24 protein-coding genes are annotated in these 23,069 nt (G+C 66.0%); 14 read left to right on the forward strand and 10 right to left on the reverse strand.

What is annotated here, in order from left to right; translation table 11 throughout:
* Positions 1 to 8 precede the first annotated feature (8 nt).
* The 5 genes from ASE48_RS28595 to ASE48_RS28615 all read left to right on the forward strand — a co-directional run bounded on the left by ASE48_RS28595 (position 9) and on the right by ASE48_RS28615 (position 4,267).
* Positions 9 to 806 carry an alpha/beta fold hydrolase gene (locus ASE48_RS28595; RefSeq protein WP_057170519.1) on the forward strand — a complete coding sequence of 266 codons (798 nt, stop codon included), beginning with the start codon at positions 9 to 11 and terminating at the stop codon, positions 804 to 806.
* Positions 803 to 1,969, forward strand: a complete 1,167-nt coding sequence (locus ASE48_RS28600) for a SpoIIE family protein phosphatase (protein WP_057170520.1) — start codon at positions 803 to 805, stop codon at positions 1,967 to 1,969. Before ASE48_RS28595 ends, ASE48_RS28600 begins: the two co-directional genes overlap by 4 nt.
* A 175-nt stretch (positions 1,970 to 2,144) precedes the next feature.
* A complete protein-coding gene (locus ASE48_RS28605; RefSeq protein WP_057170521.1) occupies positions 2,145 to 2,396 on the forward strand; it encodes a hypothetical protein in 252 nt (83 codons plus the stop codon).
* Between the two features lie 5 nt (positions 2,397 to 2,401).
* Positions 2,402 to 3,076 carry an alpha/beta hydrolase gene (locus ASE48_RS28610; protein WP_057170736.1) on the forward strand — a complete coding sequence of 225 codons (675 nt, stop codon included), beginning with the start codon at positions 2,402 to 2,404 and terminating at the stop codon, positions 3,074 to 3,076.
* A 180-nt stretch (positions 3,077 to 3,256) separates the two neighbouring features.
* The gene (locus ASE48_RS28615) at positions 3,257 to 4,267 is read left to right on the forward strand and encodes a GGDEF domain-containing protein (protein WP_057170522.1); all 1,011 of its coding nucleotides are present in this window, start codon (positions 3,257 to 3,259) and stop codon (positions 4,265 to 4,267) included.
* A 16-nt stretch (positions 4,268 to 4,283) separates the two neighbouring features.
* On the opposite strand, the gene ASE48_RS28620 is transcribed toward ASE48_RS28615, so the two are convergent.
* Positions 4,284 to 5,240, reverse strand: coding sequence for a TIGR03557 family F420-dependent LLM class oxidoreductase (locus ASE48_RS28620; RefSeq protein ID WP_057170523.1), 957 nt, complete (start codon positions 5,238 to 5,240; stop codon positions 4,284 to 4,286).
* 86 nt (positions 5,241 to 5,326) lie between these two features.
* On the opposite strand from ASE48_RS28620, the gene ASE48_RS28625 reads away from it, so the two are divergent.
* Entirely contained in the window at positions 5,327 to 5,776 is a 450-nt protein-coding gene (locus ASE48_RS28625) for a hypothetical protein (protein ID WP_057170524.1), read from the forward strand.
* Positions 5,777 to 5,785: 9 nt separating this feature from the next.
* Here ASE48_RS28625 and treS read toward each other — a convergent pair whose 3' ends face one another.
* Positions 5,786 to 8,053 (reverse strand): maltose alpha-D-glucosyltransferase, encoded by a 2,268-nt coding sequence (treS, locus tag ASE48_RS28630; RefSeq protein ID WP_057170525.1) that lies wholly within the window; start codon positions 8,051 to 8,053, stop codon positions 5,786 to 5,788.
* A 113-nt stretch (positions 8,054 to 8,166) separates the two neighbouring features.
* A complete protein-coding gene (locus ASE48_RS28635; protein WP_057170526.1) occupies positions 8,167 to 8,595 on the reverse strand; it encodes a PPOX class F420-dependent oxidoreductase in 429 nt (142 codons plus the stop codon).
* Between the two features lie 97 nt (positions 8,596 to 8,692).
* On the opposite strand from ASE48_RS28635, the gene ASE48_RS28640 reads away from it, so the two are divergent.
* Positions 8,693 to 9,175, forward strand: a complete 483-nt coding sequence (locus ASE48_RS28640; protein WP_057170527.1) for an ATP-binding protein — start codon at positions 8,693 to 8,695, stop codon at positions 9,173 to 9,175.
* 8 nt (positions 9,176 to 9,183) lie between these two features.
* Here the strand turns inward: ASE48_RS28640 and ASE48_RS28645 are convergent, their stop codons facing one another.
* Positions 9,184 to 10,608, reverse strand: coding sequence for a DHA2 family efflux MFS transporter permease subunit (locus tag ASE48_RS28645; RefSeq protein WP_082614514.1), 1,425 nt, complete (start codon positions 10,606 to 10,608; stop codon positions 9,184 to 9,186).
* 165 nt (positions 10,609 to 10,773) lie between these two features.
* On the opposite strand from ASE48_RS28645, the gene ASE48_RS28650 reads away from it, so the two are divergent.
* The gene (locus ASE48_RS28650) at positions 10,774 to 12,126 is read left to right on the forward strand and encodes an APC family permease (protein WP_057170529.1); all 1,353 of its coding nucleotides are present in this window, start codon (positions 10,774 to 10,776) and stop codon (positions 12,124 to 12,126) included.
* Here ASE48_RS28650 and ASE48_RS28655 read toward each other — a convergent pair.
* Positions 12,099 to 12,593, reverse strand: coding sequence for a TspO/MBR family protein (locus tag ASE48_RS28655; RefSeq protein ID WP_057170737.1), 495 nt, complete (start codon positions 12,591 to 12,593; stop codon positions 12,099 to 12,101). The genes ASE48_RS28650 and ASE48_RS28655 overlap by 28 nt on opposite strands.
* 93 nt (positions 12,594 to 12,686) lie before the next feature.
* On the opposite strand from ASE48_RS28655, the gene ASE48_RS28660 reads away from it, so the two are divergent.
* Positions 12,687 to 13,124, forward strand: coding sequence for a MarR family winged helix-turn-helix transcriptional regulator (locus ASE48_RS28660; RefSeq protein ID WP_057170738.1), 438 nt, complete (start codon positions 12,687 to 12,689; stop codon positions 13,122 to 13,124).
* Here the strand turns inward: ASE48_RS28660 and ASE48_RS28665 are convergent.
* Positions 13,117 to 14,097 carry a hypothetical protein gene (locus ASE48_RS28665; protein ID WP_156409407.1) on the reverse strand — a complete coding sequence of 327 codons (981 nt, stop codon included), beginning with the start codon at positions 14,095 to 14,097 and terminating at the stop codon, positions 13,117 to 13,119. The genes ASE48_RS28660 and ASE48_RS28665 overlap by 8 nt on opposite strands.
* Positions 14,098 to 14,315: 218 nt before the next feature.
* On the opposite strand from ASE48_RS28665, the gene ASE48_RS28670 reads away from it, so the two are divergent.
* Positions 14,316 to 14,972, forward strand: coding sequence for a L,D-transpeptidase family protein (locus tag ASE48_RS28670; protein WP_057170531.1), 657 nt, complete (start codon positions 14,316 to 14,318; stop codon positions 14,970 to 14,972).
* A gap of 16 nt (positions 14,973 to 14,988) precedes the next feature.
* Here the strand turns inward: ASE48_RS28670 and ASE48_RS28675 are convergent, their stop codons facing one another.
* The gene (locus ASE48_RS28675) at positions 14,989 to 15,576 is read right to left on the reverse strand and encodes a TetR/AcrR family transcriptional regulator (RefSeq protein ID WP_082614476.1); all 588 of its coding nucleotides are present in this window, start codon (positions 15,574 to 15,576) and stop codon (positions 14,989 to 14,991) included.
* Positions 15,577 to 15,847: 271 nt separating this feature from the next.
* On the opposite strand from ASE48_RS28675, the gene ASE48_RS28680 reads away from it, so the two are divergent.
* Together ASE48_RS28680 and ASE48_RS28685 are read left to right on the forward strand one after the other, a co-directional pair.
* Positions 15,848 to 17,503: an alpha/beta fold hydrolase gene (locus ASE48_RS28680; protein WP_057170533.1), complete on the forward strand. Its 1,656-nt coding sequence runs from the start codon at positions 15,848 to 15,850 to the stop codon at positions 17,501 to 17,503.
* A 36-nt stretch (positions 17,504 to 17,539) separates the two neighbouring features.
* Positions 17,540 to 18,238, forward strand: a complete 699-nt coding sequence (locus ASE48_RS28685; protein ID WP_057170534.1) for a TetR/AcrR family transcriptional regulator — start codon at positions 17,540 to 17,542, stop codon at positions 18,236 to 18,238.
* Here the strand turns inward: ASE48_RS28685 and ASE48_RS28690 are convergent.
* Entirely contained in the window at positions 18,218 to 19,282 is a 1,065-nt protein-coding gene (locus tag ASE48_RS28690) for an NAD(P)H-dependent amine dehydrogenase family protein (RefSeq protein ID WP_235571633.1), read from the reverse strand. The two genes, ASE48_RS28685 and ASE48_RS28690, sit on opposite strands and share 21 nt — an antisense overlap.
* Before the next feature lie 128 nt (positions 19,283 to 19,410).
* Positions 19,411 to 20,058 (reverse strand): winged helix-turn-helix transcriptional regulator, encoded by a 648-nt coding sequence (locus ASE48_RS28695; protein WP_057170536.1) that lies wholly within the window; start codon positions 20,056 to 20,058, stop codon positions 19,411 to 19,413.
* A gap of 146 nt (positions 20,059 to 20,204) precedes the next feature.
* On the opposite strand from ASE48_RS28695, the gene ASE48_RS28700 reads away from it, so the two are divergent.
* Both ASE48_RS28700 and ASE48_RS28705 read left to right on the forward strand, forming a co-directional pair.
* A complete protein-coding gene (locus tag ASE48_RS28700; RefSeq protein WP_057170537.1) occupies positions 20,205 to 21,548 on the forward strand; it encodes an SCP2 sterol-binding domain-containing protein in 1,344 nt (447 codons plus the stop codon).
* Between the two features lie 58 nt (positions 21,549 to 21,606).
* Entirely contained in the window at positions 21,607 to 22,563 is a 957-nt protein-coding gene (locus ASE48_RS28705) for a PDR/VanB family oxidoreductase (protein WP_200962295.1), read from the forward strand.
* Here the strand turns inward: ASE48_RS28705 and ASE48_RS28710 are convergent.
* The gene (locus tag ASE48_RS28710) at positions 22,560 to 23,030 is read right to left on the reverse strand and encodes a winged helix-turn-helix transcriptional regulator (RefSeq protein WP_057170539.1); all 471 of its coding nucleotides are present in this window, start codon (positions 23,028 to 23,030) and stop codon (positions 22,560 to 22,562) included. The two genes, ASE48_RS28705 and ASE48_RS28710, sit on opposite strands and share 4 nt — an antisense overlap.
* Positions 23,031 to 23,069: the final 39 nt, after the last annotated feature.

Below are 23,069 nucleotides of genomic sequence, written 5' to 3' on the forward strand. Positions count from 1 at the left end.
TGCTCCCCATGGGCGCAGTGGCCAGGAACAACATCAAGACAGTGGGCGTCGAAGGCGCTCCCGTCCTGCTGCTGGCCCATGGGTTCGGCTGCGACCAGAACTTGTGGCGGCCCGTGGTCGAACGTCTCCAATCCGATTTCCGGATCGTGCTGATGGACCACGTGGGGGCGGGCGCCTCCGACCCGACGGCGTGGGACGCCGAGAAGTACTCCACGCTGTCCGGGTACGCGGCCGATGTTCTGGAGATCCTGCGCGAGCTCGACCTGCACGACGTGGTGTTCGTCGGCCATTCGGTGGCGTCGATGATCGGCGCCTTGGCGGCCATCGCCGATCCGAGCCGATTCGCCAAACTCATCATGGTGACCCCGTCGCCGCGCTACATCGACGACGGCGAGTATCGCGGCGGGTTCTCCGAGGGCGATATCGAGGAACTCCTCGAGTCCATCGACGCGAACTACCTCGGGTGGTCGAAGACGATGGCGCCGGTCATCATGGGCAACCCCGACCGCCCCGATCTGCATGCCGAGCTGGAAGAGACGTTCTGCCGGACCGACCCGGCCTGCGCCAGGGTGTTCGCCCGCGCCACCTTCCTGTCGGACAATCGTTCTGACCTACCGCACGTCCCGGTGCCGACGCTGATCGTCGAGTGCACCCAGGACGCCATCGCCCCGCGCACCGTCGGCGCCTTCGTGCAGCAGCAGATCCCCGGCAGCCGGTTGGTCACCCTCGACGCGATGGGCCACTGCCCGCACGTGAGCGATCCGGACGCGACCGCGTCGGCCATCGCCGCGTTCGCCACACCATGACCAGCCTGGATTTCGAGGACTTCTGGGATAAGTCGCCCTCCGGGCATCTGATCCTCACAACGGACGGTCGCATCGTCAGCGCGAATGCCACCATCGTCGGCTGGTTGCGTTACCCCAAGGGCGCGCTGCACGAGAAGGCGTTCGCCGATCTCCTGACCACCGGCGGAAGAATCCACTACGAAACACATTTCGTTCCGATGCTGCGGATGACCGGCACGCTCGAAGGTGTCACCGTCGACATGTTGGCCTCCGACGGGGAGCGGCTGCCGATGTTCCTGACCGCCAACGTCAAAACCGCGACCGCCGATTCGCCCGAGCTGTGGCGCGTCACCGCGGTGGACGCCACCGACCGACGGGCCTACGAACGCGAACTCCTTGCCGAACGCCGCCGCGCCGAGACCGAGCAGGAGCGTGCACGCGCGTTCGCCGCCACCCTGCGCCGCTCGCTGCACCCGCCGTTGTTGTCGCCACCACCGGGTCTGGAGGCCGCCGATCACTACCACACTGCATCGGCCGACGACGTGGGCGGCGATTTCTACGATCTGTTCCCGTTGTCGTCGAACACGTGGGGTTTCTTCCTCGGCGATGTCGCGGGCAAGGGTGTCGACGCCGCCGTGGTCACCACCCTTACCCGCTACGTCCTGCGTTCGGCCGCGGTCTTCGACGACGTCCCGGTGCAGGTGCTGCACAACCTCAATACGGTGCTGCATCAGCAGCTGGGCATCGAACGCCACCGGCTGTGCACCGTGGTCTACGGAAACCTGACACCGCGGGGCGACGGTTTCGACGTCGATCTGGCCAGCGCGGGTCACCTGCCCCCGTTGCTGCTCACCGGTGACGGGAACGCGTATTTCGCCGACACCATCGGCGGTCAGGCCGTCGGAATGATCCAAGACCCTCACTTCTTCAGCAGCCGAATGCATCTCGGATCCGGCGACACCCTGGTGCTCTATACCGATGGTGTGACCGAGGCGCGTGTCGGCCCCGGAGTCGAACGTTACGACGACGATGGCGAGCTCCTGCGGTTCGCCCGCCGGCACGCGCCGGCCAGCGCTTCCGAGATCGTCGAGGCCGTGCGGGGTCTGCTCGGCGAGCTGGGCGCGGGAGTCGAGGACGATGCCGCGGTGCTCGCATTCGGGGTGCCGCGGGACGGCGACGCGTAGGCCGAGGCTGGTTTTTGAACCTCACGGTTGCATCCGACGCGCCACCTCAACTCCGGGTACAGAAGCAACCATTCACCCTCGGCACTTACGACGGTACGCCTCATCTATCAAGATTGGGACCCATCCTCGACCAGTAATGTGTTTGCAGCAGCGCCGATATGGCTACCGACCAGTCATGGCTGAATCTTCTGTTGACGGTCGCATCGATGCGGTGGCCCCCGGCGACATCGTCGCTCTCGATCGTGGCGCCGGCGAGCACGCGTACAAAGTGGTCCACAAGGAGGAGTCCGAATCGGGTTACCTGGTCACCTTTGAGGGCGATGACGGCGAGACGTTCCAGCTTCAGATAGCGGCCGGTGAGCCGGTGAAGCGGTCACTCGAAGCGAAGTGGGAGTCGACGCAGAGCCCGACCCCGCATTCGCCGTGACCATGGTGGACACCGTCGAGTACGCCCCCGGGCGCTGGGCCGATCTGTTCGGGGAGCCATCACGGCCGTGCGTGCTGTTGTGGCACGGCACGCAGACCGACTCCCGCGCCGCGGTCCGGGTACTGGCCGAGGCCATCGCCGAGCACGGGGTAGGGGTGATCGCCCCGGATTGGGATTCCCACGCCGCCGACGGCGGGCGTGCGGACCTACTGAATTCGGTGCGGTTCGCGCGCACCCGGTCCGCGGGCGCCGATCTCGTCCTCGTGGGCTGGTCGCTGGGCGGAGTCGCCGCGGCCGGGCTGACGTTACGCGCGCGGGAGTTCAATGTTCCTGTCGCGCATACCGTCTGCCTTGGTGGCGCGTTCATGGTGAATGATCCGATCTCCGGTGGCCCGGCCCTGCGCGAGGTCCCCGATAGGGCGGTGCGCACGCCATTCAGCTTGCTCATCGGCGATGGTGACGAGGTGGTGCCCGCCTCGGCTGCCACCGAGTTCGCCACCGGTCTACGGGCCTTGGACTGGCCCGTCGAGATCGTCGAGGTGGCCGCCGACCACGGCTCGATAGCCGGGGCGCGCTACGACGCTGCCGCCGACCGCTACGAGCCCGACAGTGACCCCGCCACCGCGGTCGTCGCCCGTGCGGTCGCCACCCATATCGCCGCAGTGGCGCAGGCCGCGTAGCGCCGTCCGCGAGGCGATGGCGCCCCGGAAATACAGATTCGCGCTATCCCGGCGCACAATACACTTGTAATGTAAGTGCCACTAGATTGCTGCGATTCGCATGAAACTTGCCGGGGGGCTCCGATTCGAACGCCGTGCAGGGCTCTTAACTGGCTGAATACACCCGACCAGTTCGAGTCCATGACCACATTCCTGAAGCAGCGACGGTTGCTGCGGCCGGCGCAGCTGATCATGGCGCTGGTCGCCTCGTCGTCGTCGCTGGTTCCGATCTCCTATCTGGCCACCCGGGACGATCTGTCCATCCCCGCCATCGCCGTGAGCGCCGCCTCGGCGGTGTTCACCCTCGCGATGACGGCATCCTGGCTCTACCGGTGGCCGACCCGGTGGCAGTCGGAGGCCACCGGCCTGGTCGGAGCCGTGTTCATCGTCGTGTGGAGCGCCATCCAACCCTCGGCGGGGGTCGCCGCACTGGCCGTTGCCACACTGGCCGTCACCGGCGGCTACTTCGCCTTCTTCCACAATCCGCGCAGCCTGCTGTTCAACGTGGTTCTTGCGGTGACCGGCGCGGCATTCGCTGCGTCGCGACTGGCCGACGAGACCGATCTGGCGACCGCCTTCGCCGCGTTCTGGATCGTCTGGTTCCTCAACCTCTGCGTGCCTGTCGCGATCCGCGGAATGTCGCTGGCCATGGGGACGTACGCGACCCGGGCGGAGACCGACGGCTTGACCGGACTGCTCAACCGCCGCAGCTTCTCGCACGCGCTGCAGCGCATGCTCAGCGAACCCGGCAGGGGCGCAACACAACTGGCGGTCATCCTGGCCGATATCGACGACTTCAAACGCATCAACGACACTTTCGGACATGCCGAAGGCGATCGCGTCATCCGGGCGGTCGCCGATCTGCTGCGGGAACGTTGCCCGGCCCCGGCCGCGCTGTGCCGCGCCGGCGGTGAGGAATTCCTGATCGCGCTCACCACGCCGGCCTCGGCCCTGCCGTTGGCGCAGGGATTGTGCGGCGCGATCGCCGATATGCCCGATGGCGTGACCGCCAGCATCGGCGTGGCGAGTGTCGACCTGGGATCCCAGCACAATCCCGACGGTGACGCACTGGTGGGACAACTTTTCGCGGACGCCGACACCGCCATGTACGCGGCCAAGAGGAGTGGCGGGAACACGGTGAGGCACGCGTAGTGGGTGCGGTTCGTGCCTACTGACGCAACTGCGGCAGCACATCACGCTGCCACGCGGCGAAGAACCCCGCCATATCCGGGCCGATCTGCGACACGTACACCTCGTCGACGTCGGCATCGAGATACTGGCGGACCTGGGCCGCGTGCTTGTCGGCGTCCGGACCGCATGCCACCGAATCCGCGATGTCCTGCTTGGGGACGAGTTGTTGTAGAGCGGCGAAATCCTTTGGCCGCGGCAATATCTGAGCGGACTGGCCGGGAAGCGCTTGGTTACCCCAGATCCGGTGCGCGGTGTCGACCGCGGTGTCGGCATCGGTGTCCCAGCAGACCTTGGTGCCTGCCTGCACCGGCTTGTCGCCGCCACCGGATGACCGGAACGTCTTCACCAGGTCGGCTTCCGGGGTGACCAGTACATACCCGTCCCCGATCCGGCCGGCGAGCTCGGCGGCCTGCGGCCCGAATCCCGAGACATAGATCGGGACCGGCTTCTCGGGCCGGGTGTAGATGCGGGCCTCCTGCACGTCGTAGTGCACGCCGTGGTGGCTCACCTCGTCGCCGCCCAGCAGCAGCCTGATCACCTCGACGGATTCCTCCAGCATTTCCTGGCGGACACCCACCGACGGCCAGGGGTCACCGAGGATGTGTTCGTTGAGGGCCTCGCCGCTGCCCACTCCCAGCACGAACTTGCCATCCAGCTGCACCGCGGCCGTCGCAGCGGCCTGGGCAATGATCGCCGGATGGATGCGCACCGTCGGACAGGTCACGGCCGTCGACACCGTCAACGACGTGGCCTCCGAGAGCGCGCCGATCACGCCCCAAACGAATGGACTCTGGCCTTGTTCGTCGTTCCATGGATGGAAGTGATCCGAGATCCACAGCGCATCGAATCCCGCGTCCTCGGCGCGTTTGGCCTGGTCAACAAGTTCCTTGGGGGTGAACTGCTCACAAGAAAGGAAGTATCCGATTTTTGCCATGGCCTCGGACTACCCGGTACCTGCGCGTTTATTCGGAGCGAGTCGCCGGGTAATCGTGCCTCAACCAAGACGAGAGGTCATCGGACATGGGTACAGGACCCGGCAAGCACGCACGCAGGACTCCGCACACCACTGCGATCAGCCTGTCGATCTCATTCACGGTCGCATTCGCCGCCCTCGTGACGGCACTGATCATGCATGTGGCGGACTCCGCTGTCGCGGCACCGAGTCCCGAACCCGCACCGGTGGCCGTCACTCAGCCCGTCACCCAGGAGGGGCGGCTGATCGCGATCTCACCGGATTCACTCACCGCGCAGGGCCCCGACGGTGTCGCGCGCACCTACCGCGTGGATGATCAGACGCACGGGATCACCGCCGCCGGGAGCCAAATGGGTGGCACCACAGAGAACTTCACCGTCAATGACGAAGTGTCCATCATCGGTGTGACGCGCGGCGGGGACAACGTCGCCACCACCGTGGTGCACCGCGATGTCGCCAATCTCAACGGCCCGCCGATGGACGACGCACTGCCCTGATCGGTCCGTTCAGTCGGCAGGATCTTCGACGGCTAGGCGCTCGACCAGCAGCGACATCCCGTGGTGCGCCGGCATCTCCACCGCGAAGCTGTGCAGATCGTCGACGTGCGCGATCTCTTTGCCGCTGAACATGTCCGAGACGACCGCGTCGGGCGGCAGGAATTCGGAACGCACCGTGCCGGCAATGTCGGCGTTGGCAAAGTTGAGCACCGTCAGTTGCAGCTGGTGCGGGTCGGCCAGTTGGTGAACCATGACCAGCATGCCGCGGTGCGACACCTCCGGAATGTCCACCTGGGTACTGGTCGCGATGCCGTAATGCGTTCGCACGGCGAGAATCGCCTGAAGCTGACGCAGGAAGCTGGCCTCGTTGGCCAGCTGATCCGGGATGGACCCGTACAGACTCTTACCGCGCGGCATCCCGGCGCTGGAGTGGGAGGCCTCGGGGTTCACACCCATGAGGTCGTGCGCGGCGCGGTGGATCCAGCGGGTGTCGCCGCCACGGAGCAGTTCACTGACGTCATCGGGCGGGAGTGTGAGCATGCCGCACAGGTCCCAACCGGACAGTGCGAACACGCCTGGCTGCAGCGCGTTGAACATCGCGAGCAGCAAATGTGCCCGCCGGATCGGGTCGATATCGGTGATCTGGTCGAGGTCGGAGATACCCAGCGTCGCGGCGATGACGGTCGCCGTGGTGCAGGCGATGCCGTTGGTGGTGAACACCAGGTTGTACGGGGCGCTGGGGCCGGTGAGCGCTTCGATCAGATCGGTGCGCACGCTGTGCCCGAGTTCCTCGCCGGTGACCTCGTGACCCTTGTACAGGTAGATGTCGTCGCGGTGACCGGCTGACCAGTGCACGAGCTCGTAGGTCAGCTCGTCGTGGTTCTGCATGGCGTGCACCAGCGAGGCCGGATCGATCTCCGTTTCCAGCGTGGTGCGCAGCGTCAGCCGGAGGAACTCGGTGTCGGCGGTGGCCAGCGCGTGCTGATAGGCGGGCCTGTTGATGAAGTCATAGGACAGGTCGGGGCCGGCGATGCTGTTCTCGCGGATGTCGTCGATGGTGAGGTTCAGTTCCTGGAAGGTGAACCCGCCCAACTTGCGCACCATGCTGCCGATGAATTGGTTGGCCGCTTGGGACAGCGGGTGGCCCTCCGACCAGCCGACGTCGTCCTCGGAGGACTTCTCGGCGCCCAGGAATCCGTTGGCGTCCAGGCGCAGCCCGCCCGTACCGAGATCCGACAGCGAATGCAGGGCATCGCCGATCACCAGTCGCATGCCGGCGAAGCTGGGATCGAGCCAGTTGATCGACGGCTGGCCATCCTTGAAGTAGTGCAGATAGACCCAGCGCCGTTCGACACCGTCGACACCGACGATCGGGCGGGTCACGCTCCAGTTCGTTTCCTTGATGCCCTCGGCATAGAAGATGACGCGCTGCAGGCGGCCGATGATGTAGCCGGCCTTGTCGAGCCAATCCTCTGTCGCGGCATCGCAATTCACCGAGTCCGCGCCGTCGGGGACGTCGGGCAGATGCTCCCAGTCCCGGGGATCGATATCGACCATGTGGTAGATGCCCGGGTAGTCCGCGTACTTCATCTCGGCCAGCCGGAAGTCCGCGCCCTTGCCGGTGTGGCCGGGCACGATGTCATCGATGATCGTGCCGCCGTACCAGTTGGCGGTACCGCACATCTGGCGGAACTCTTCCTCGGATCCGAAGGCGGGGTCGATCTGAGTGCTGATCCGGTCGAAGTGACCGTCGACGCTGGGGGTCAGTTGCCAGCCCGAGATGCCGCCGGCCCGTTTCACCGGGCCGGTGTGCACGGCTTGGATGCCGATCTCCGCAAAGGCCTTCCACAGTGTTTCATCGGCCATTGCCTTGAGGAACGACTCGTCGGACCGGGTGATCAGCGACAGCGGGTAGGCGGTGAACCACACCGACGCGGTCTCCACCGCGGTTCGGGGGTTGGGCCGGGCGAACGGGTTCTGCCACATCGAGCCCTGCCCGGAGAACTGCTGGCTGATCTCGTTGGCGTCGGCGAGCATCGACTGCGACAGCAGCCACGACACGTAGGCCTCGTTCTCGCCGGTCGGCGGACCGTCCTGGGCGAGCGAGCGCCGCACGAACGGGGTGCGCACTCGGGGACGGAAACGCAGGACCTTCGGGCGCGCCGGATGCAGGTGCTCGTCGAAGGTGATCTCCGCAGGCTCGTTGGCCTGGTCTTCGGAGCCGGACTCCGACGACTTGGCGGCAGATTGCGACGGCTCAGCCGCGTGTGACGACATCTGACTCCTCCCAGGTCTCGCGCAGCCGCTGCCCCGCCGCCGTTGGTATTGCCGTTATGTCCTTCACGGAAACGTCCGCCCGACCAACGCTACAGAGAGTTACCGATCCTCGGTCAGTCGGCGACGTCGAATGCAGCGATGACCTTGCGTGGCGTGATGCGCACGACCAGCTCGCCGGGGACGCCGTTGCGCGCACCGTACTCGTCGGCACGCTGCTCCCCCATGTAGCGCGCCGCGATCCGGGTGGCGGTGCCACGCAGATCCGGGTCGTCCTCGCTGAGCTCGGCGACGCCCTGCACCTGCACGAAGGAAAACGGCGGGTGCTCATCGTCGACGAGCAGCACCACGCGGGGATCACGTTGCAGAGCAAGACCTTTGGCGGTGTCTGCTCCGGTGTTGAACACCAGACGGCCGTCCTCCACCAGGAACCAGACCGGGGCGATCAAGGGGCGGCCGTCGGCGGCGACGTAGCCGAGCTTCCCGGTCCGGGTGCCCGCCGACAGAAATTCGATGACGTCCTCGCTCAGAGAATCAGTTGCCATCGATCCATCATGCGCCCCGTCACGGTGAGCACGCCTTACGACGTTGTTAGCTGCATCACGAATGAACGTCGCGCAAACTGGGTAATGTGCTCGTGTCATGGAAGATCGAGCAAAGCAGCGCGCGGCCTTCTCCCGAACCGGAGTCGGGGCCACGATGACGCATGCCGTGCAGATCCGCGATGACATCGCCGCCTGGCTCGCGCAGAGTCTGACGTTGGACGCGGAGAAGACCAGCGACATCGTGCTCGCCGTCAACGAAGCACTGGCCAACGCCGCCGAACACGCCTATCTGAACTCGCCGAAGCCCGGGCCGATGCATGTCCGCGCCGAGCACGATCCGGAGCTGGCCACGTTGACCGTGTGGGTCACCGACGAGGGTCGCTGGCACGTGAAGGATCCCTCGATGGCGCCGAATCCCGGTCGGGGCCGCGGCACGATGTTGATGCGTGCCCTCGCGGACCGCACCGCGGTCGACTCGACGACCACCGGCACCGAGGTGCGACTGCAGTGGGATCACATCCGGGCCCGTCTGGATGCCGCCGCCCAGAAGGCGCAGGACGACGACCGACTTTTGGCCTGAATGCAGCGTTAGTGCGTCGGCGTCCCACCGGCCGGCAGCGGCCTCGATGCGGTGAAGAACGCCAGCACAACCGCGACTGCGCCGATCAGGGCCGCGGTAACGAAGGCGGCATGCACGCCGGGCATGTCCGGTGCGCCCCCCGAGACGGACGCCTTGGCCATCACCGTGACGAACAACGCGGTACCCGCCGCGCCGGCGACCTGTTGCAGCGTCGTCATGATGGCGCTGCCGTGGGAGTACAGCCGATCGGGCAGTGCGCTGAGCGCGTCGGTCATCAGCGGGGTGAACATCATCGACAGGCCCACCATCATGATCGTCTGCAGCACAACGAGTTCCCAGATCGGGGTGGCGGCCGACAGCATCGCGAACCCGCACAGCGACAGGAACAGCATGACCGAACCGGGCACGACAAGCCGTCGGGCACCGTGCCGGTCGTACACCCGCCCGACCAACGGCCCCGCCAGTCCCATCAGCAGACCTCCCGGCAGGCTGGTGAGGCCGGCCACCAGTGCGCTCTCGCCCAGCACGTCCTGCACGTAGAGCGGCACCATGATGATCGCGCCGAACAGCCCGGTGAACCCGATGACCACCAAACCCACCGACACCGAGAACCGCCGGTACGTGAACGGTCGCAGATCGAGGAACGCGCGGTCGTCGCGTTGCAACTGCAGTTGTCGCGCGCCGAACAGCACCATCGCGACCGCGCTGGCAGACAGCGGGACCCACGCCGGTACGGCCTGACCGCCCTGGCCGGACGCACCCAGTTCCGAGAGCCCGAACACCAAGCCCGCGAACGCGAACGCCGACAGGGGCACCGAGACGGGGTCGATCCGGGTGGGCTGTTCCCGCTCGTCGGGGACACGGAGCCACACCCATCCGGCGAGCAGCCCGAGCAAGGCGATGGGCAGCACGATCCAGAACATCCAGCGCCAGTTCAACGAACCCAGAATGAATCCGGACAGGGTGGGCCCCACCGCCGGCGCGACAGCGATGACGATCGAGATCGTGCCCATGGTCTGACCCCGGCGTTCGGCGGGGATCAGCTTCATCACCGTCGTCATCAGCAGCGGCACCATGACTGCGGTGCCGCAGGCCTGCACGATGCGGCCGCCCAGCAGCACGGCAAAACCCGGGGCCAGGGCGGAGACCAGGGTGCCCGCACAGAACAGTGACATCGAGGCCACGAAGATTGCCCGCACCGGGAAGCGCTGCAACAGCGAACCCGACATCGGGATCACCACGGCCATGGTCAGCAGGAAGCCACTGGTCAGCCATTGCGCGGTGCGGGCGGCGATCTCCAGATCGACGATCAGCACCGGCAGCGCGACGCTCATGATCGTCTCGTTGAGGATCATCACGAATGCGGAGAACACCAGCAGAGCGATGATGACGCCTGCGCTCGGCGGTGCCTTCGGCTGGGCGGATGTTCGGATACTCACGCACTCTCCCTGGGTGTCTGCACTTTGGTTAGTGCGGCTACCCAGGGTAGGCGCGACACGGTGGTCGGGAAAATCGAATATTCGGCTCGCGGTCGGCGTGCAATCGGTCGTCGCGGGGTACACCGCCTCATCACCGCATCGGTCGGCACGGAGGCAGGTATGACGTCGGAGGCAGTAGCGCAGGCACCGGAGGGCGCGCCGCCCGAGGGCAAGCTCGCACGCAAGATCACCGGTCCGCTGCTCTTTCTTTTCATCCTCGGCGATGTGCTGGGCGCGGGGATCTACGCGTTGATGGGTGTATTGGCCGGTGAGGTCGGCGGCGCGTTGTGGGCGCCGCTGCTGGCGGCGCTACTGCTGGCACTGCTGACGGCGGGGTCGTACGCCGAACTGGTGACCAAGTACCCGAAGGCCGGTGGCGCGGCGGTCTTCGCGGAGCGTGCTTTTCGGCGTCCGCTGGTGTCGTTCCTGGTGGGGTTCTGCATGCTGGCTGCCGGTGTGACCAGCGCGGCGGGACTGGCCCTGGCCTTCGCCGGCGACTACCTCGCCACATTCATCGATGTACCGGCGGTGCCGGCCGCCATCGTGTTTCTCGGGCTCGTGGCTGCGCTCAACGCCCGCGGGATCAGCGAATCGATGAAAAGCAATGTGGTGCTGACCGTCATCGAGTTGACCGGCCTGCTTATCGTGATCGTCGCGGGTGCGGTGATGGTCGGCCGGGGCGGCGGCGACATCGGACGGGTGGTCGAGTTCCCCGCGGACTCGACCCCGGCGCTGGCCATCCTGGGCGGTGCGATCATCGCCTACTACTCGTTCGTGGGTTTCGAGACCTCGGCCAATGTCGTTGAGGAGATCCGCAATCCGAGCAAGATCTACCCCAGGGCACTGTTCGCGTCGCTGATCACCGCAGGCGTCATCTACGTTCTTGTCGGCCTCGCGAGTGCCGCGGTGCTGTCCCCCGATGAATTGTCCCAGTCCAGCGGTCCACTGCTCGACGTCGTCTCGGCGTCCGGTCTTGGTGTGCCCGCGTGGGCGTTCAGCGCCATCGCCCTGGTGGCGGTGGCCAACGGCGCGCTGCTCACCATGATCATGTCCAGCCGGCTGGCCTTCGGCATGGCAGAGCACGGCCTCCTGCCACGGCAGTTGAGTTATGTTCTGCCGCAACGCCGCACACCGTGGGTCGCGATCGTGAGTACGACCGTGGTGGCGATGCTGCTCACCCTCGTCGGTGACCTGTCGACGCTGGCCGAGACGGTGGTCTTGCTGCTGTTGTTCGTGTTCATCTCGACCAACGTCGCGGTCCTGGTGTTGCGGCGTGACACCGTCGACCATCCGCACTTTCGGGTGTGGACCGCCGTGCCGGTACTGGGCGTGGCGTCATGCCTGCTGCTGTTGACCCAGCAGTCCGCGAAGGTCTGGCTGTTCGCGGCCATCCTGCTCGTGGTCGGTGCGGTGCTCTTCCTGGTGACCCGCCGCCTCCGCGCCTCTCAGGTGTTCAGCGACCACACCGCGTAGTTCAGTGCCGTCGCAAAAAGCACCCACCCGAGGTAGGGAATCAGCATCGCTGCGGCCACCCGGTTGACCTTCCAGAACAGCGCGATCGCGACGACGACGGCGATATCGAGAAGGACGATGTCGACCAGTGCCAGGCCGCGCCAACCGAGTCCGAAGAACAACGGTGACCAGACCAGGTTCAGCACGAGTTGCACGCCGTAGGCGATGATCGCCGGGTTGCTCCACTGCGGGCCCGCCCGCCAGACCAGCCAGGCCGCTACCGCCATCAGCACGTACAGGGCGGTCCACACCGGGCCGAACAGGAACGACGTTGGGGCCCAATCGGGTTGGGTCAGCTTTCCGTAATCGGACGCGGCGTCGGCAGATGCGAGTCCGCCCAGAGTGGCGACCAGGGCGACGGCGAGCAGCGAGACGACAAGTGCGGGAAAGTGTTGGGGTCGGCCTGTGGTCGTGGTCTCGGAGGTCATCGGCATCCATTCTGCGGTCGGTGCTCTCCTATATTGTTCAGCCTGCTGAGTAAATTGCAAATGGCGTACCTGCCGAACGAAGGAGCATCGCCGATGGATGGCGTGGACCGATGGCCCACGGGCCGGCTGCTCTCGATGGCGGCCCGGCTCGTTGAGCAGTCCTGGGAGCACGTCCTGCGCGAGTACGACCTGTCCAGTGCGGGGTTGGTCGTCCTGCATGTGGTGGCGTCCGGTCCGGCCACCCAGCGCGAGATCGCCCAGGCCTGCCGGGTGACCGATCAGACCGCCAGTCGCACCATCGAACGGCTCGAACGCCTGGGGTACGTCAGCCGCCAGACCGATCCGCGCGATGAACGACGCAAATCGGTCACGGGCACATCAGCCGGTGTCCGGGTGTATGAGGCGTTGCTCGACCGCGAGCAGAACGACCCCGCCCTGATCGCTGCGATCGGGGACGACGAACCGGCGCTCCGCCGGCTGCTTCTCACCGTGATCCGAACGCAGCAGAGTCCGGGGCGTTCGATCACCTGACGGCTGCGTGATACCGGTGGCGGGCAGCCAGCGCGAGTTCCATCTCGGCCAGCAGCGGGTCGAGGAACTCCTTACGGTACTCACCATCGCCGACGGCGCGCACGCTGACATACATGAAGGTCAATGCGCTCAGCAGTGCCGTGACGTGTAGGTGCGCGACGGATACGGGCAGGGTGAAGTCGAACCAGACACTCTGGGCCGGAGCACCATTGGTGAGCTTGTCCGACACCGCGGGGTTCAGCACGATCAGGCCCATCGTGAAGAACACCGCCCCGGTGACGGCAGCGAGCAGCAGCATCTGTGTGATCTGCGAAATAATCACCACGAGAGCCAGATTCAGTCGCTCACTGAACCTCAGCGGCGGCGGCTCGGCGCGCTCTGCCAGGTCGGCGAACGGTGTTGCTGCAAGACCGGCCATCGTGCGCTCCGTCGTCGGCGCGGCCGTTACGGCGTCCAGCGCGTCGAGGATTCCCGAGACCAGGAAGGCCGCCGCGATCAGCGCCAAGAATCCTACGAGCAGGCTCATTCGAAGCGCGTCCAAGTCAGTGGCGATAGTCCAGACGAGGGTGTTGAAGAACACCAGGACCGTCAACAACACCACCGGAAGGGCGCGAACCATGAGGCGCCCTGCCGACCGCAGCTGAGTCAGCGTCACGCGTGCGGACCATCCGAGGATCGAGCCCACGCCGGTCCCGGTCGCGACCAGGATGAGCGCCACGATCACCAGGTTGGTGAAGGTGTCGGAGCCGGCGTCCAACCCGTCGTCTCCGTACCAGTCCGACGCCACCCCGACCGCGATGGCGACCACCGAAATGCACCACCGGCCCCGCCCGGCGGGCAGCCGCGAGGCGCTATAGCCCGCCAGCGCCGTTGCTACCGGAAGGCTCGCAAGTACAGCCAAGGCCAGCCATTGCGACGGTGACGGATCGGCGTCGATATCGATGTCTTCATCGCCCGACGCCACCGTCGCCACGAGGCTCAACACCATGAGTGCCGCCCACCCGACAAGAGCGGGTGCCGACCGGGGCACAATCTCCCGCCACCGGGCGCGCCTCGGCACGGCCGACGGGAGTCCGCGCCGCAGAAACCAGCGATCAGCTTCGTGCACCGCACGTGAATCCGGCATGGGTTCAAAACTAACCGGCCGGATCCCCATTACTGTTGAGGCGCCCACCGGAAGGACCTACGCGGATGTCCATCACGCTCATGCGTGTCCTCGCGGGATCGGCCGCCGTCCTTCTCGGCGCCCTCACCCCGACTGCGGCAGGAGCCGAGCCACTGCGCGAACAGCTCATCATCGTGGAGGCACCGCAGGCCGATTCGGCCATCGGCACCCTCACCGCCTACGAACGGACCGGAACCGAATGGCGCACCGTCCTCGGACCCACCCACGCCGATCTCGGTGAACTCGGCGTGGGCGAGGCCCAGGACGATGTCTTCCGCACTCCGGTCGGCACTTTCCCGCTCGGCATGTCCTTCGGGCGCGAGCCCGATCCCGGGACCGCCATGCCCTATACGCAGGTGAACGGCTGGGATTGGTGGGACGAGGACGTGGACTCCCCCACCTACAACACCCTCGTGCGGTCGCAGGCCAAGCCTTCCGAGGACGCCGAGAACCTCGGCCACTCCGGCGAGATCTACGACTACGCCGTTCTCGTCGACCACAATCCGCAGCGGATCCCCGGCCGTTCGGCGGGCATCTTCGTGCACGTCACCGATGGCGAACCGACCTGGGGTTGTGTCGCCATCGAACGCGAGCAGATGCGCACGTTGCTCCGATGGCTCGATCCGGCCGCCGCGCCGCGCATCACCGTCGGTATCGGACGTCAGGTGCCGCCGGCTGGTTGAGTGCCAACGCTGCGGATCACTCGGGAGGCTGCGGTACCTCGAACACCGATGTCGGATCCGGCGGGTCGCGCAAGATGGCGGGTAAGAAGAACGTCCGGAGGTAACGGCGGGCCGTGTCCGGGTCGTCGGTGCCGGGGGTGGCGCCGAGCAACATCGCCAGCGCCGTCGCGATGATGAACTTGCCGATATCGGCCGGTTCGAGTCCGGGACGAAAGACCGGGCCCGCGCTGTCGCCCGCCATCAGGCTGACCAGTTCGTCGACGAGTTGCGGCAGGCTGACGTCGTTGGCGATCAGGTGCGCAACCGACCCTTCATCGGTTTGTTCCGAGATGGTCCGTAACAGTGGATCGTTGATCAGCTCGGAGGCGACGATCACCAAACTCTCCACGAGAACAGTTGCCAAATCCGCATTTTCGGGTAGCCGCTGCACGATCTTGGCCTGATGACGCTGCGTCGCCCGCTGCACCAACGCTTCCAGGAGCACGCGGCGATTCGGGAACTGTTGGTACATGGCCGCCCGCGAATATCCCGCCTCGCGCGCGATGATCTCCATGGTCGACGCCTGAAATCCGCGAGAGAGTATCGACCGCTCGGCGGCGTCCATGAGGACGGTCTTTGCCTGCTCTGCGGTATTGCCGCCCCCAACGGGTCTGCCGCGGGGGCGCCGGGGAGGGTTGGTTGCCACAGGTCCGTCCTGGCGTCGCTGCACTCGGCCACCGTCGGTGACTCATCGGGAAGACGTCATTATGCCGCAGACGGCCTCCCAGCGGTCGGCACGCCAGTCGAGACCGGGGCTTGTCCGAAACATCGCCACCGCGTATATATAGACTTTAGCCCGCATATGTCTATTTACTGCGGAGGCGACGGGGGATGCCATGACCTATCGGACGACGGCGATCGTGGGCGCTGGATGGATCTCGGCGGCGGTGATCTCCGCCCTGCTGCTGGCTCCGCCCGAAGCCGGGGCTGCACCGGACGCCGGACAGACCGCGTCGGCCGGCGGAGAACCCGGCGACCGTGGCAGTACCGAGGCATCCGAAACCGCCGATGAGCCCTCGGAGGATCCCATCGCCGCCAAAGAACCCGACACCACGGACGAACCGTCCGTCGTGACACCGCCGCGCACCGCGCCCAAGGCGCCGTCGGACCGTGTGCGCGCGCGGGAATCGCTGCGTTCCCAGGGGGTCCTTCGGCGCACGGGTGGTCATCTCGCATCGGTCACCGCGCCGGGCCACGCGCGCATCGCGCAGCCAGGCAATGTCATTGCCATTCAGACAGATTCATCCAACAGCCCGGAGGTCCCGCCGGCCATCGGAGCCGACGAGGACTCCCCTGCCGTGCCGGCCGAGGCCCACCCGTCCCGGCCCTCGCCGCACACCACCACCGCGGTGGCCCCGTTGCCGGCGGCCACGACCACCGACCGGCCGCACCTGCGCAGGCCGCCCTCGCTGATCAACGCCGTCGGGACCGTGGTGCTCAAGATGTTGTCGGCCCTCGTGCATCTGCTCGACGGCCCACCCATGTTGCCTGCGGGCAGCACCGTGACCGTACGGACCTCGACACTGACGCTGCCGCTCGGTGGCGGGAAGGCCGTCGAAGCCAACTGGTACTTCCCTGAGGACGCCGATACCGCCACCCGGCTGATCTATCTGCAACACGGATTCCTGGCCAGCGGATCGATGTACAGCTACACCGCAGCGAATCTCGCCGAGCGCACCAACAGCGTCGTCGTGGTGCCCTCGCTGTCATCGAACTTCCTTGATCCCGCCGCCGAGTGGGTGGGTGGCGGGCCCATGCATCGCGCCGTGGCCGATCTGTTCGCCGGTGACCGAACTGCCCTGAACCAGAGCGCCTCTGCCGCGTTCGGCGCAACGGTGACGTTGCCGCAGAAATTCGCCTTGGTGGGGCACTCGGCGGGCGGAACGCTGGTGACCGCCGTCGCCGGCCACCTCGCCGACAACGGCGCGGTCGACGACCTGGTCGGCGTGGTGATGCTTGACGGTGTAGAGCCGGCCGGTTCGCACGCGGTCAGCGACGCGCTGTCCAAGCTGACCGGCCTCCACGATGTGCCGATCTATCTGATGTCCTCGGACCGCTACTTCTGGAGCCGAAACGGCGACATGGCGGACAAGTTGACGGCCGCGCGCCCGGACCGCTTCACCGGTGTCGGCCTGACGGGCGGTCTGCACATCGATCACCTGCAGGGCGGAAACCCGTTCATCCAGAACGCCCAGTACCTGATCGCCGGCTATTCCGCCCCGGAGAATGTCGCTGCCGCCACCGAGATCTCGGTGGGCTGGGTCAACGACCTGTTCGCCGGTACGACGAGCGGTGTCTACGGCTCGCCCCATCAGAGCATCCCGATCGTGACCGGCGCCGGCACCGCAACGGCAATCGTGTTGCCGCTGAGGCATGTGCAGCGCTCACCGTGGCGGGAACTGGTAGACGGGTTCTTCACCGTGATCTTCGACCAGGCCGGGCGCAATGCGTTCGTGTACGAACCACTCGAGGGGCACGCGGTAACAGTCTGAACCCTGTCGCGCCTGACGCCGACTATCTTGAGCACGGTGACACGGCACGAACGCGAGGGTGAACCGGCCGACGACGCGGACCGCGGTCGTCGGCCGGGCCGTCCCGCGCGGATCAACCGGGAACTGATCCTGGCCGCCGCGCGTCGTCTACCGCCACGCGCGCTGACCATGCAGGCGGTGGCCGACGCGTTGGGTGTGGACCGCAAGGCCCTGCACCGGTATGTCGGCGACAAGGACGGGTTGCTGGAGTTGGTGGTGGCAGACCTGTTCGACGCAGAGCTCAATCGTGTCGAGGTCCCCGAAGGGATCCGTTGGCAGGATCTACTCGCCATCTACGCGACCGCAATCCGCGATGGCATTGTCCGCAGCGGGTCGGTACAAACCCACTATCGGCTCAGCGGACCAGGAGGACCGGCAAGTTTGGCGCTGGCAGAGCGCGTGCTCCACGCCTTGGTGCAAGCGGGGTTCGACCTGGACACTGCCGGCGGAATCCTCACCTTCGTCGGTGACATCGCCTTCTCGGCGGCACGCAACGCCATCATCTCCGCCGACGTCCGCGAGCATCCGCAGGTGCCCGAGGTGGCTGATGCGTTGAGCAATCTGCCGGTGACAGAGTTTCCCCTGCTGCGCGAGGTGACCGGAACTCAGCGAAACCGTTTGCCGGATCGTGACTTTGACCTTGCCCTGCGCATCCTGGTCGGTGGCCTCGAAGCGCTACTTGTCGCCGCGGACTAGCCCCTTGGGCTGCACCACGCCCAGATCGAAGTCCGTGAGCACTCCGGCTTTGGCCTGCACCACAGCCGGAATGGTGTTCGCGGCGTCCATCGCCGTCCATACATAGCCCGGGTGGGTGCGGCTGCCATCGGCCGCGACACCGCCCTCAAGCGTCAGTTCCGTGGGCGGTTCGCCCTCGATCACCAACCGGTAGCGGGTCGCGCCGAACTGGAAGTCCGGCCCCACGACACGGTCACCCATCGTGTACATAGCGTGGAAGACGACCAGTGGTTCGCCGTCCACGAACGCGGTCCACTGGTGGTGCTGCGCGGCGACGGTGCCCTTTCGGATGGTGCCCGACATCTCCGGCATGTCGGTGCCCTGGTCGCCGGAGTAGGCGACGTCCTCGGTCGCTTCTGAAACTGCCACCTCGTGCGTGATCTGATCGATCTGCTTGCCGAGACCCTCCACGATCTCCGCCATGCTCTGCGCGAAGTACGGGGTCGATGCGGCCAGCAGCGAAGTCGCCGAGGCGAACTCGGCCGGCTTCTGTCCCATACCCATCAGTAGGAGGTACTTGGAGGGGTCGGTACCGAAGTCGACGACCTCGTACACGTGGATCGTGCTGATACTGCTCGACAGCCGCGCAAGCGTCAGCGCGAGGAGATCGCCCGCGAACCCCGGATGGACGCCGCCACCGTGAAAGGATGCGTTGCCTTCCGAGCAGGCCGCCTCGATGCGGTCGAAATCGTCACCGGTGAACTCGGTTCGATAGAACGGCCCGCTGGTCGACACGACATTCTTGCCCGATCGCAACAGCCGGCACACAGCCTCGACGTCCAGCCAGATCGGGGCGTAGAGCACACAATCAGCATCGAGTCCCATGATTGCGTCGATGTCATCGGTGGTCGGCACACCGATGGGGCCGATGCCGGCGATCTCGCCGGCATCCATGCCAACTTTGCCGGCGTCGAAGACAAGGACACCGGCGAGGTCGAAAAACGGGTTTCCGGCGAAGTGCCGGATCGCCGCCTTGCCGACATTGCCTGTCGCCCATTGGATCACGCGATAGGAGTCTCGTGCTTCAAGCGTGCCCACAGTGTGTAACCCCGATCTGCCGCATCCGTGGACCAATTAGTCCCGTGCGGGACAATCTAGCACGGGGGCGTCGGGATGGGCAGGGGTTTGCGCTCTCACACCGACAGCTGGGGGAAGGCCTCGCGTAGTGCCGCCACGGCCTCCTCGCCTCCCTCACATCGCACGCGCCTGACTGCCGCCCTGCGTCGCGGGGCGGTCGACGCAAGCCGGGCCATCACCAGGTCGTCGGCACTCGCCGTCACCACGACGTCGGGAGCACCGTCCGCGGCCGCCAGACGTCTATGGTCCACCGAGAACTCGAAGACGCGGTCGTCGATGTCGATGCGGTAGGACGCGCGCAGGTCGCCGGCGCCATCCGGGTCGAAGCCCAGGAGCAGGCCGGTGAGGAATCCGCTCAGCGGTGTCCGCTGCGGGTGATCGAGGTCGACCTGATCCATCCCGAACTCGGCGATGGCCTTCACCACGGGGACGGTCTTTTGCCAGCCGAGGTCACTGAGCGCGTACACCGTCCGCGCGATCGGTGCAGGCAGGTCGATACGCGAGACCAGGCCCGCTTCCTCCAGCGCGCGCAGCCTGTCCGCCAGCAGATTGGTGGCGATGCCCGCAAGCTCGGCGCGCAGATCACTGTAACGCCGCGGCCCACCCATCAACTCGCGCAAGATGAGTAGCGTCCATCGTTCGCCGAGGACATCCAAACCCAGTGCTACAGGACAATTCTGGCGGTAGGTCTTCGGCGCGGACACGGGCCGATCATACGCTCGTCAGCCTATGTGGGTAAGTCGCATCTATCCGGTTGCCGACATCATCCATTTGGACATGTTTTTAGTCATGTTACTTGATTTTCTTGTCTCTACTGTGGATCATCACTGTTGACGACGAAGGAGGCCTTATGGCCAAACCCAACAAGCTCGAAGACCATCCGAATGTGATCGCGGTGCGGCAGCGCGATCAGGCCAGAATCCCCGCCCAACCGCTCGACGAGTCCTGGCTGCGTCAACTGTGTCTGGACGCAGGCGCCGACGACGTGGGTTTCGTACACATCGATCGCCCAGAAATCGCGGATCAACGACCGGATCTCAACGCGGCACTCCCGGGTGTCAAAGTGCTGATCAGCTATGTCTGTCGCATGAACCGGGAGAGCATTCGCACCCCGGCGCGCTCGGTGGCCAACCTCGAGTTCCACCACACCGGCGACCACTGCGACGATGTCGGCCGCACCGTGGCGAGCAAGCTGGAAGCGATGGGTGTCCGCGCGATCAACCCCTCCATGGGATTCCCCATGGAAATGAACAACTTTCCCCGCAAAACATGGGTCGTCAGCCACAAGCCGGTGGCGGTGGCGGCGGGCCTGGGAAAGATGGGGATTCACCGCAACGTCATTCACCCCACCTTCGGGAACTTCATCCTGCTCGGCACCGTGCTCATCGACGCGGAGGTCAGCGACTATTCCGCACCGATCACCTACAACCCGTGCCTGGAATGCAAACTCTGCGTCACCGCCTGCCCCACCGGAGCGATCGCCGCCGACGGACACTTCGACTTCTCGGCCTGCTACAGCCACAACTACCGCGAGTTCATGGGCGGCTTCACCGACTTCATCGAGGACGTCGCCGACAGCAAGGATTCCACCGACTTCCGTTCGAAGGTCACCGCCAACGAGTCGGCGTCCATGTGGCAGAGCTTGTCCTTCGGCGCCAACTACAAGGCCGCCTACTGCATGTCGGTGTGCCCCGCCGGCGAGGACGTCCTGGGGCCCTGGCTCGATGACCGCAAGAAGCACCTCACCGACGTGGTACGCCCCTTACAAGCCAAAGAAGAACCCGTGTACGTCATCGAAGGATCCGACGCCGAAGAGTTCGTGACGAAACGCTATCCACACAAGACGGTGCGTCATGTCGGTCAGACGTTGCGGGCCACGAGCATCGACGGTCTGGTCGAAGGCCTGCCGATCATCTTTCAGCGCGAGCAGGCGAAAGGCGTATCGGCGCGCTACCACTTCACCTTCACCGGGTCCGAGCCGCGCAAGATCACGGTGACGATCGGGGACCGAGAACTCGATGTCGCCGAGGGGCACCACGGTGCGCCCGACATCCACGTCACCGCCGACTCGGACACCTGGATCCGTTTCCTGAACAAACAAGCGTCCCTGCCCTGGGCGCTGGTGCGCCGCCGCATCACGATCAAGGGTTCACCCCTGCTCCTGCGCACTTTCGCGCGCTGCTTCCCCACCTGAGTGCGCGCGCAGCCGTTCCCACATCGACCACCGCGGACAAGGAGAGCCGGACATGAACATGTTCTTCGTCGACACCGAGCACGACCTCGTGGTGCAGAGCAAGTCAGTGGTCGCAGACGATGTCGTCATGCTGACCTTGCGCGATCCGCACGGTCGACCGGCACCCACGTGGCAGCCGGGCGCCCACATCGACCTCGTGCTGGACGAGGGGCTGGTCAGGCAGTACTCGCTGTGCGGGGACCCCGCAGATCGATCCAGCCTGCAGGTCTCGGTGCTGCGGTCGCCCGACAGCCGTGGCGGATCGCGCCATGTGCACGACGAACTGGTCGAAGGCCAGCAGATCCATATTCGCGGGCCACGCAACAACTTCGAGTTCGTCAGAGCGAGGCGCTACCTGTTCATCGCCGGTGGGATCGGGATCACCCCGATACTCCCGATGATCGCTGCCGCCCACGCACAGCGCGCCGACTGGCGCCTGGTCTACGCGGGTCGCACCCGAGCGTCGATGGCGTTCCGCGAGGGACTGCAGCGCACCTACGGCAAGCGGGTCCAGATACGTCCGGCCGATGAGTACGGACGCCTGGATCTCACGTCGCTGCTCGGGCGCCCGAAGAAGCGGACTGCGGTGTACTGCTGCGGTCCGGAACCCCTGCTCGACGCCGTCGAATCCGCCAGCGCGAACTGGCCGGAAGGGGCACTACACCTGGAGCGCTTCGCGCCGAAGACAAGCCAGGGCACCGATACCGACCGCACATTCGAAGTCGAACTCTCCCTATCCGGCGAGACGGTGACGGTGCACGCGGACATATCCATCCTCGATGCCGTCGAAGACGCGGGAGTGCCGATGATGTCCTCATGCGAAGAGGGCGTCTGCGGCACCTGCGAGACAACAGTGTTGTCCGGCTCGGTCGATCACCGCGACTCGATTCTCAACGCCACCGAACGCGAGGCCGGTGACACGATGATGATCTGCGTCTCCCGCGCACGTGGTGACCGGCTGGTCCTCGAACTCTAGGCCGGACCGGCCTCGATGTCCGACGCCGATACCGAATGACCTGCGCCACAGCGAATTTCGACATCGATCGGCGCGCCGCACTCCGCGTGTGTCAGCTTGACTCGTCCTCCATCGGCGCGGACCCAGCGGTCACCCCAGCGCATCAAGGCCAGCAGCGCAGGCCCGAAGTCCTCGCCCTTCTCGGTGAGGTAATACTCCTCGCGGCCGCGCTGGCCGGGTTCGTGGTACGGCCGCTTCTCCAGCAGCCCCTCCTCCACGAGCTCCCTCAGCCGGGTGGCGGTGATCTTCTCGCTGAGCTTGGCCCGCCGGGAGAACTCCTCGAACCGGTGCGCGCCGTAAAACGCCTCCCGCAACAGCAACAGGCTGGCGCGTCGCCCGACGACGTCCAGCGCCGCCGCAACGGAGCAACCGTCCGCCGACCAGGCATCACGGTCGGTGAGCCGGCCGGTGAGTGTCATGGAGGTCATAACGGCCATGGTGCCAGCTGACTTGCCTTCAGTAAAGTC

The organism is Mycobacterium sp. Root265, from assembly GCF_001428895.1.
Classification (GTDB): Bacteria; Actinomycetota; Actinomycetes; order Mycobacteriales; family Mycobacteriaceae; genus Mycobacterium.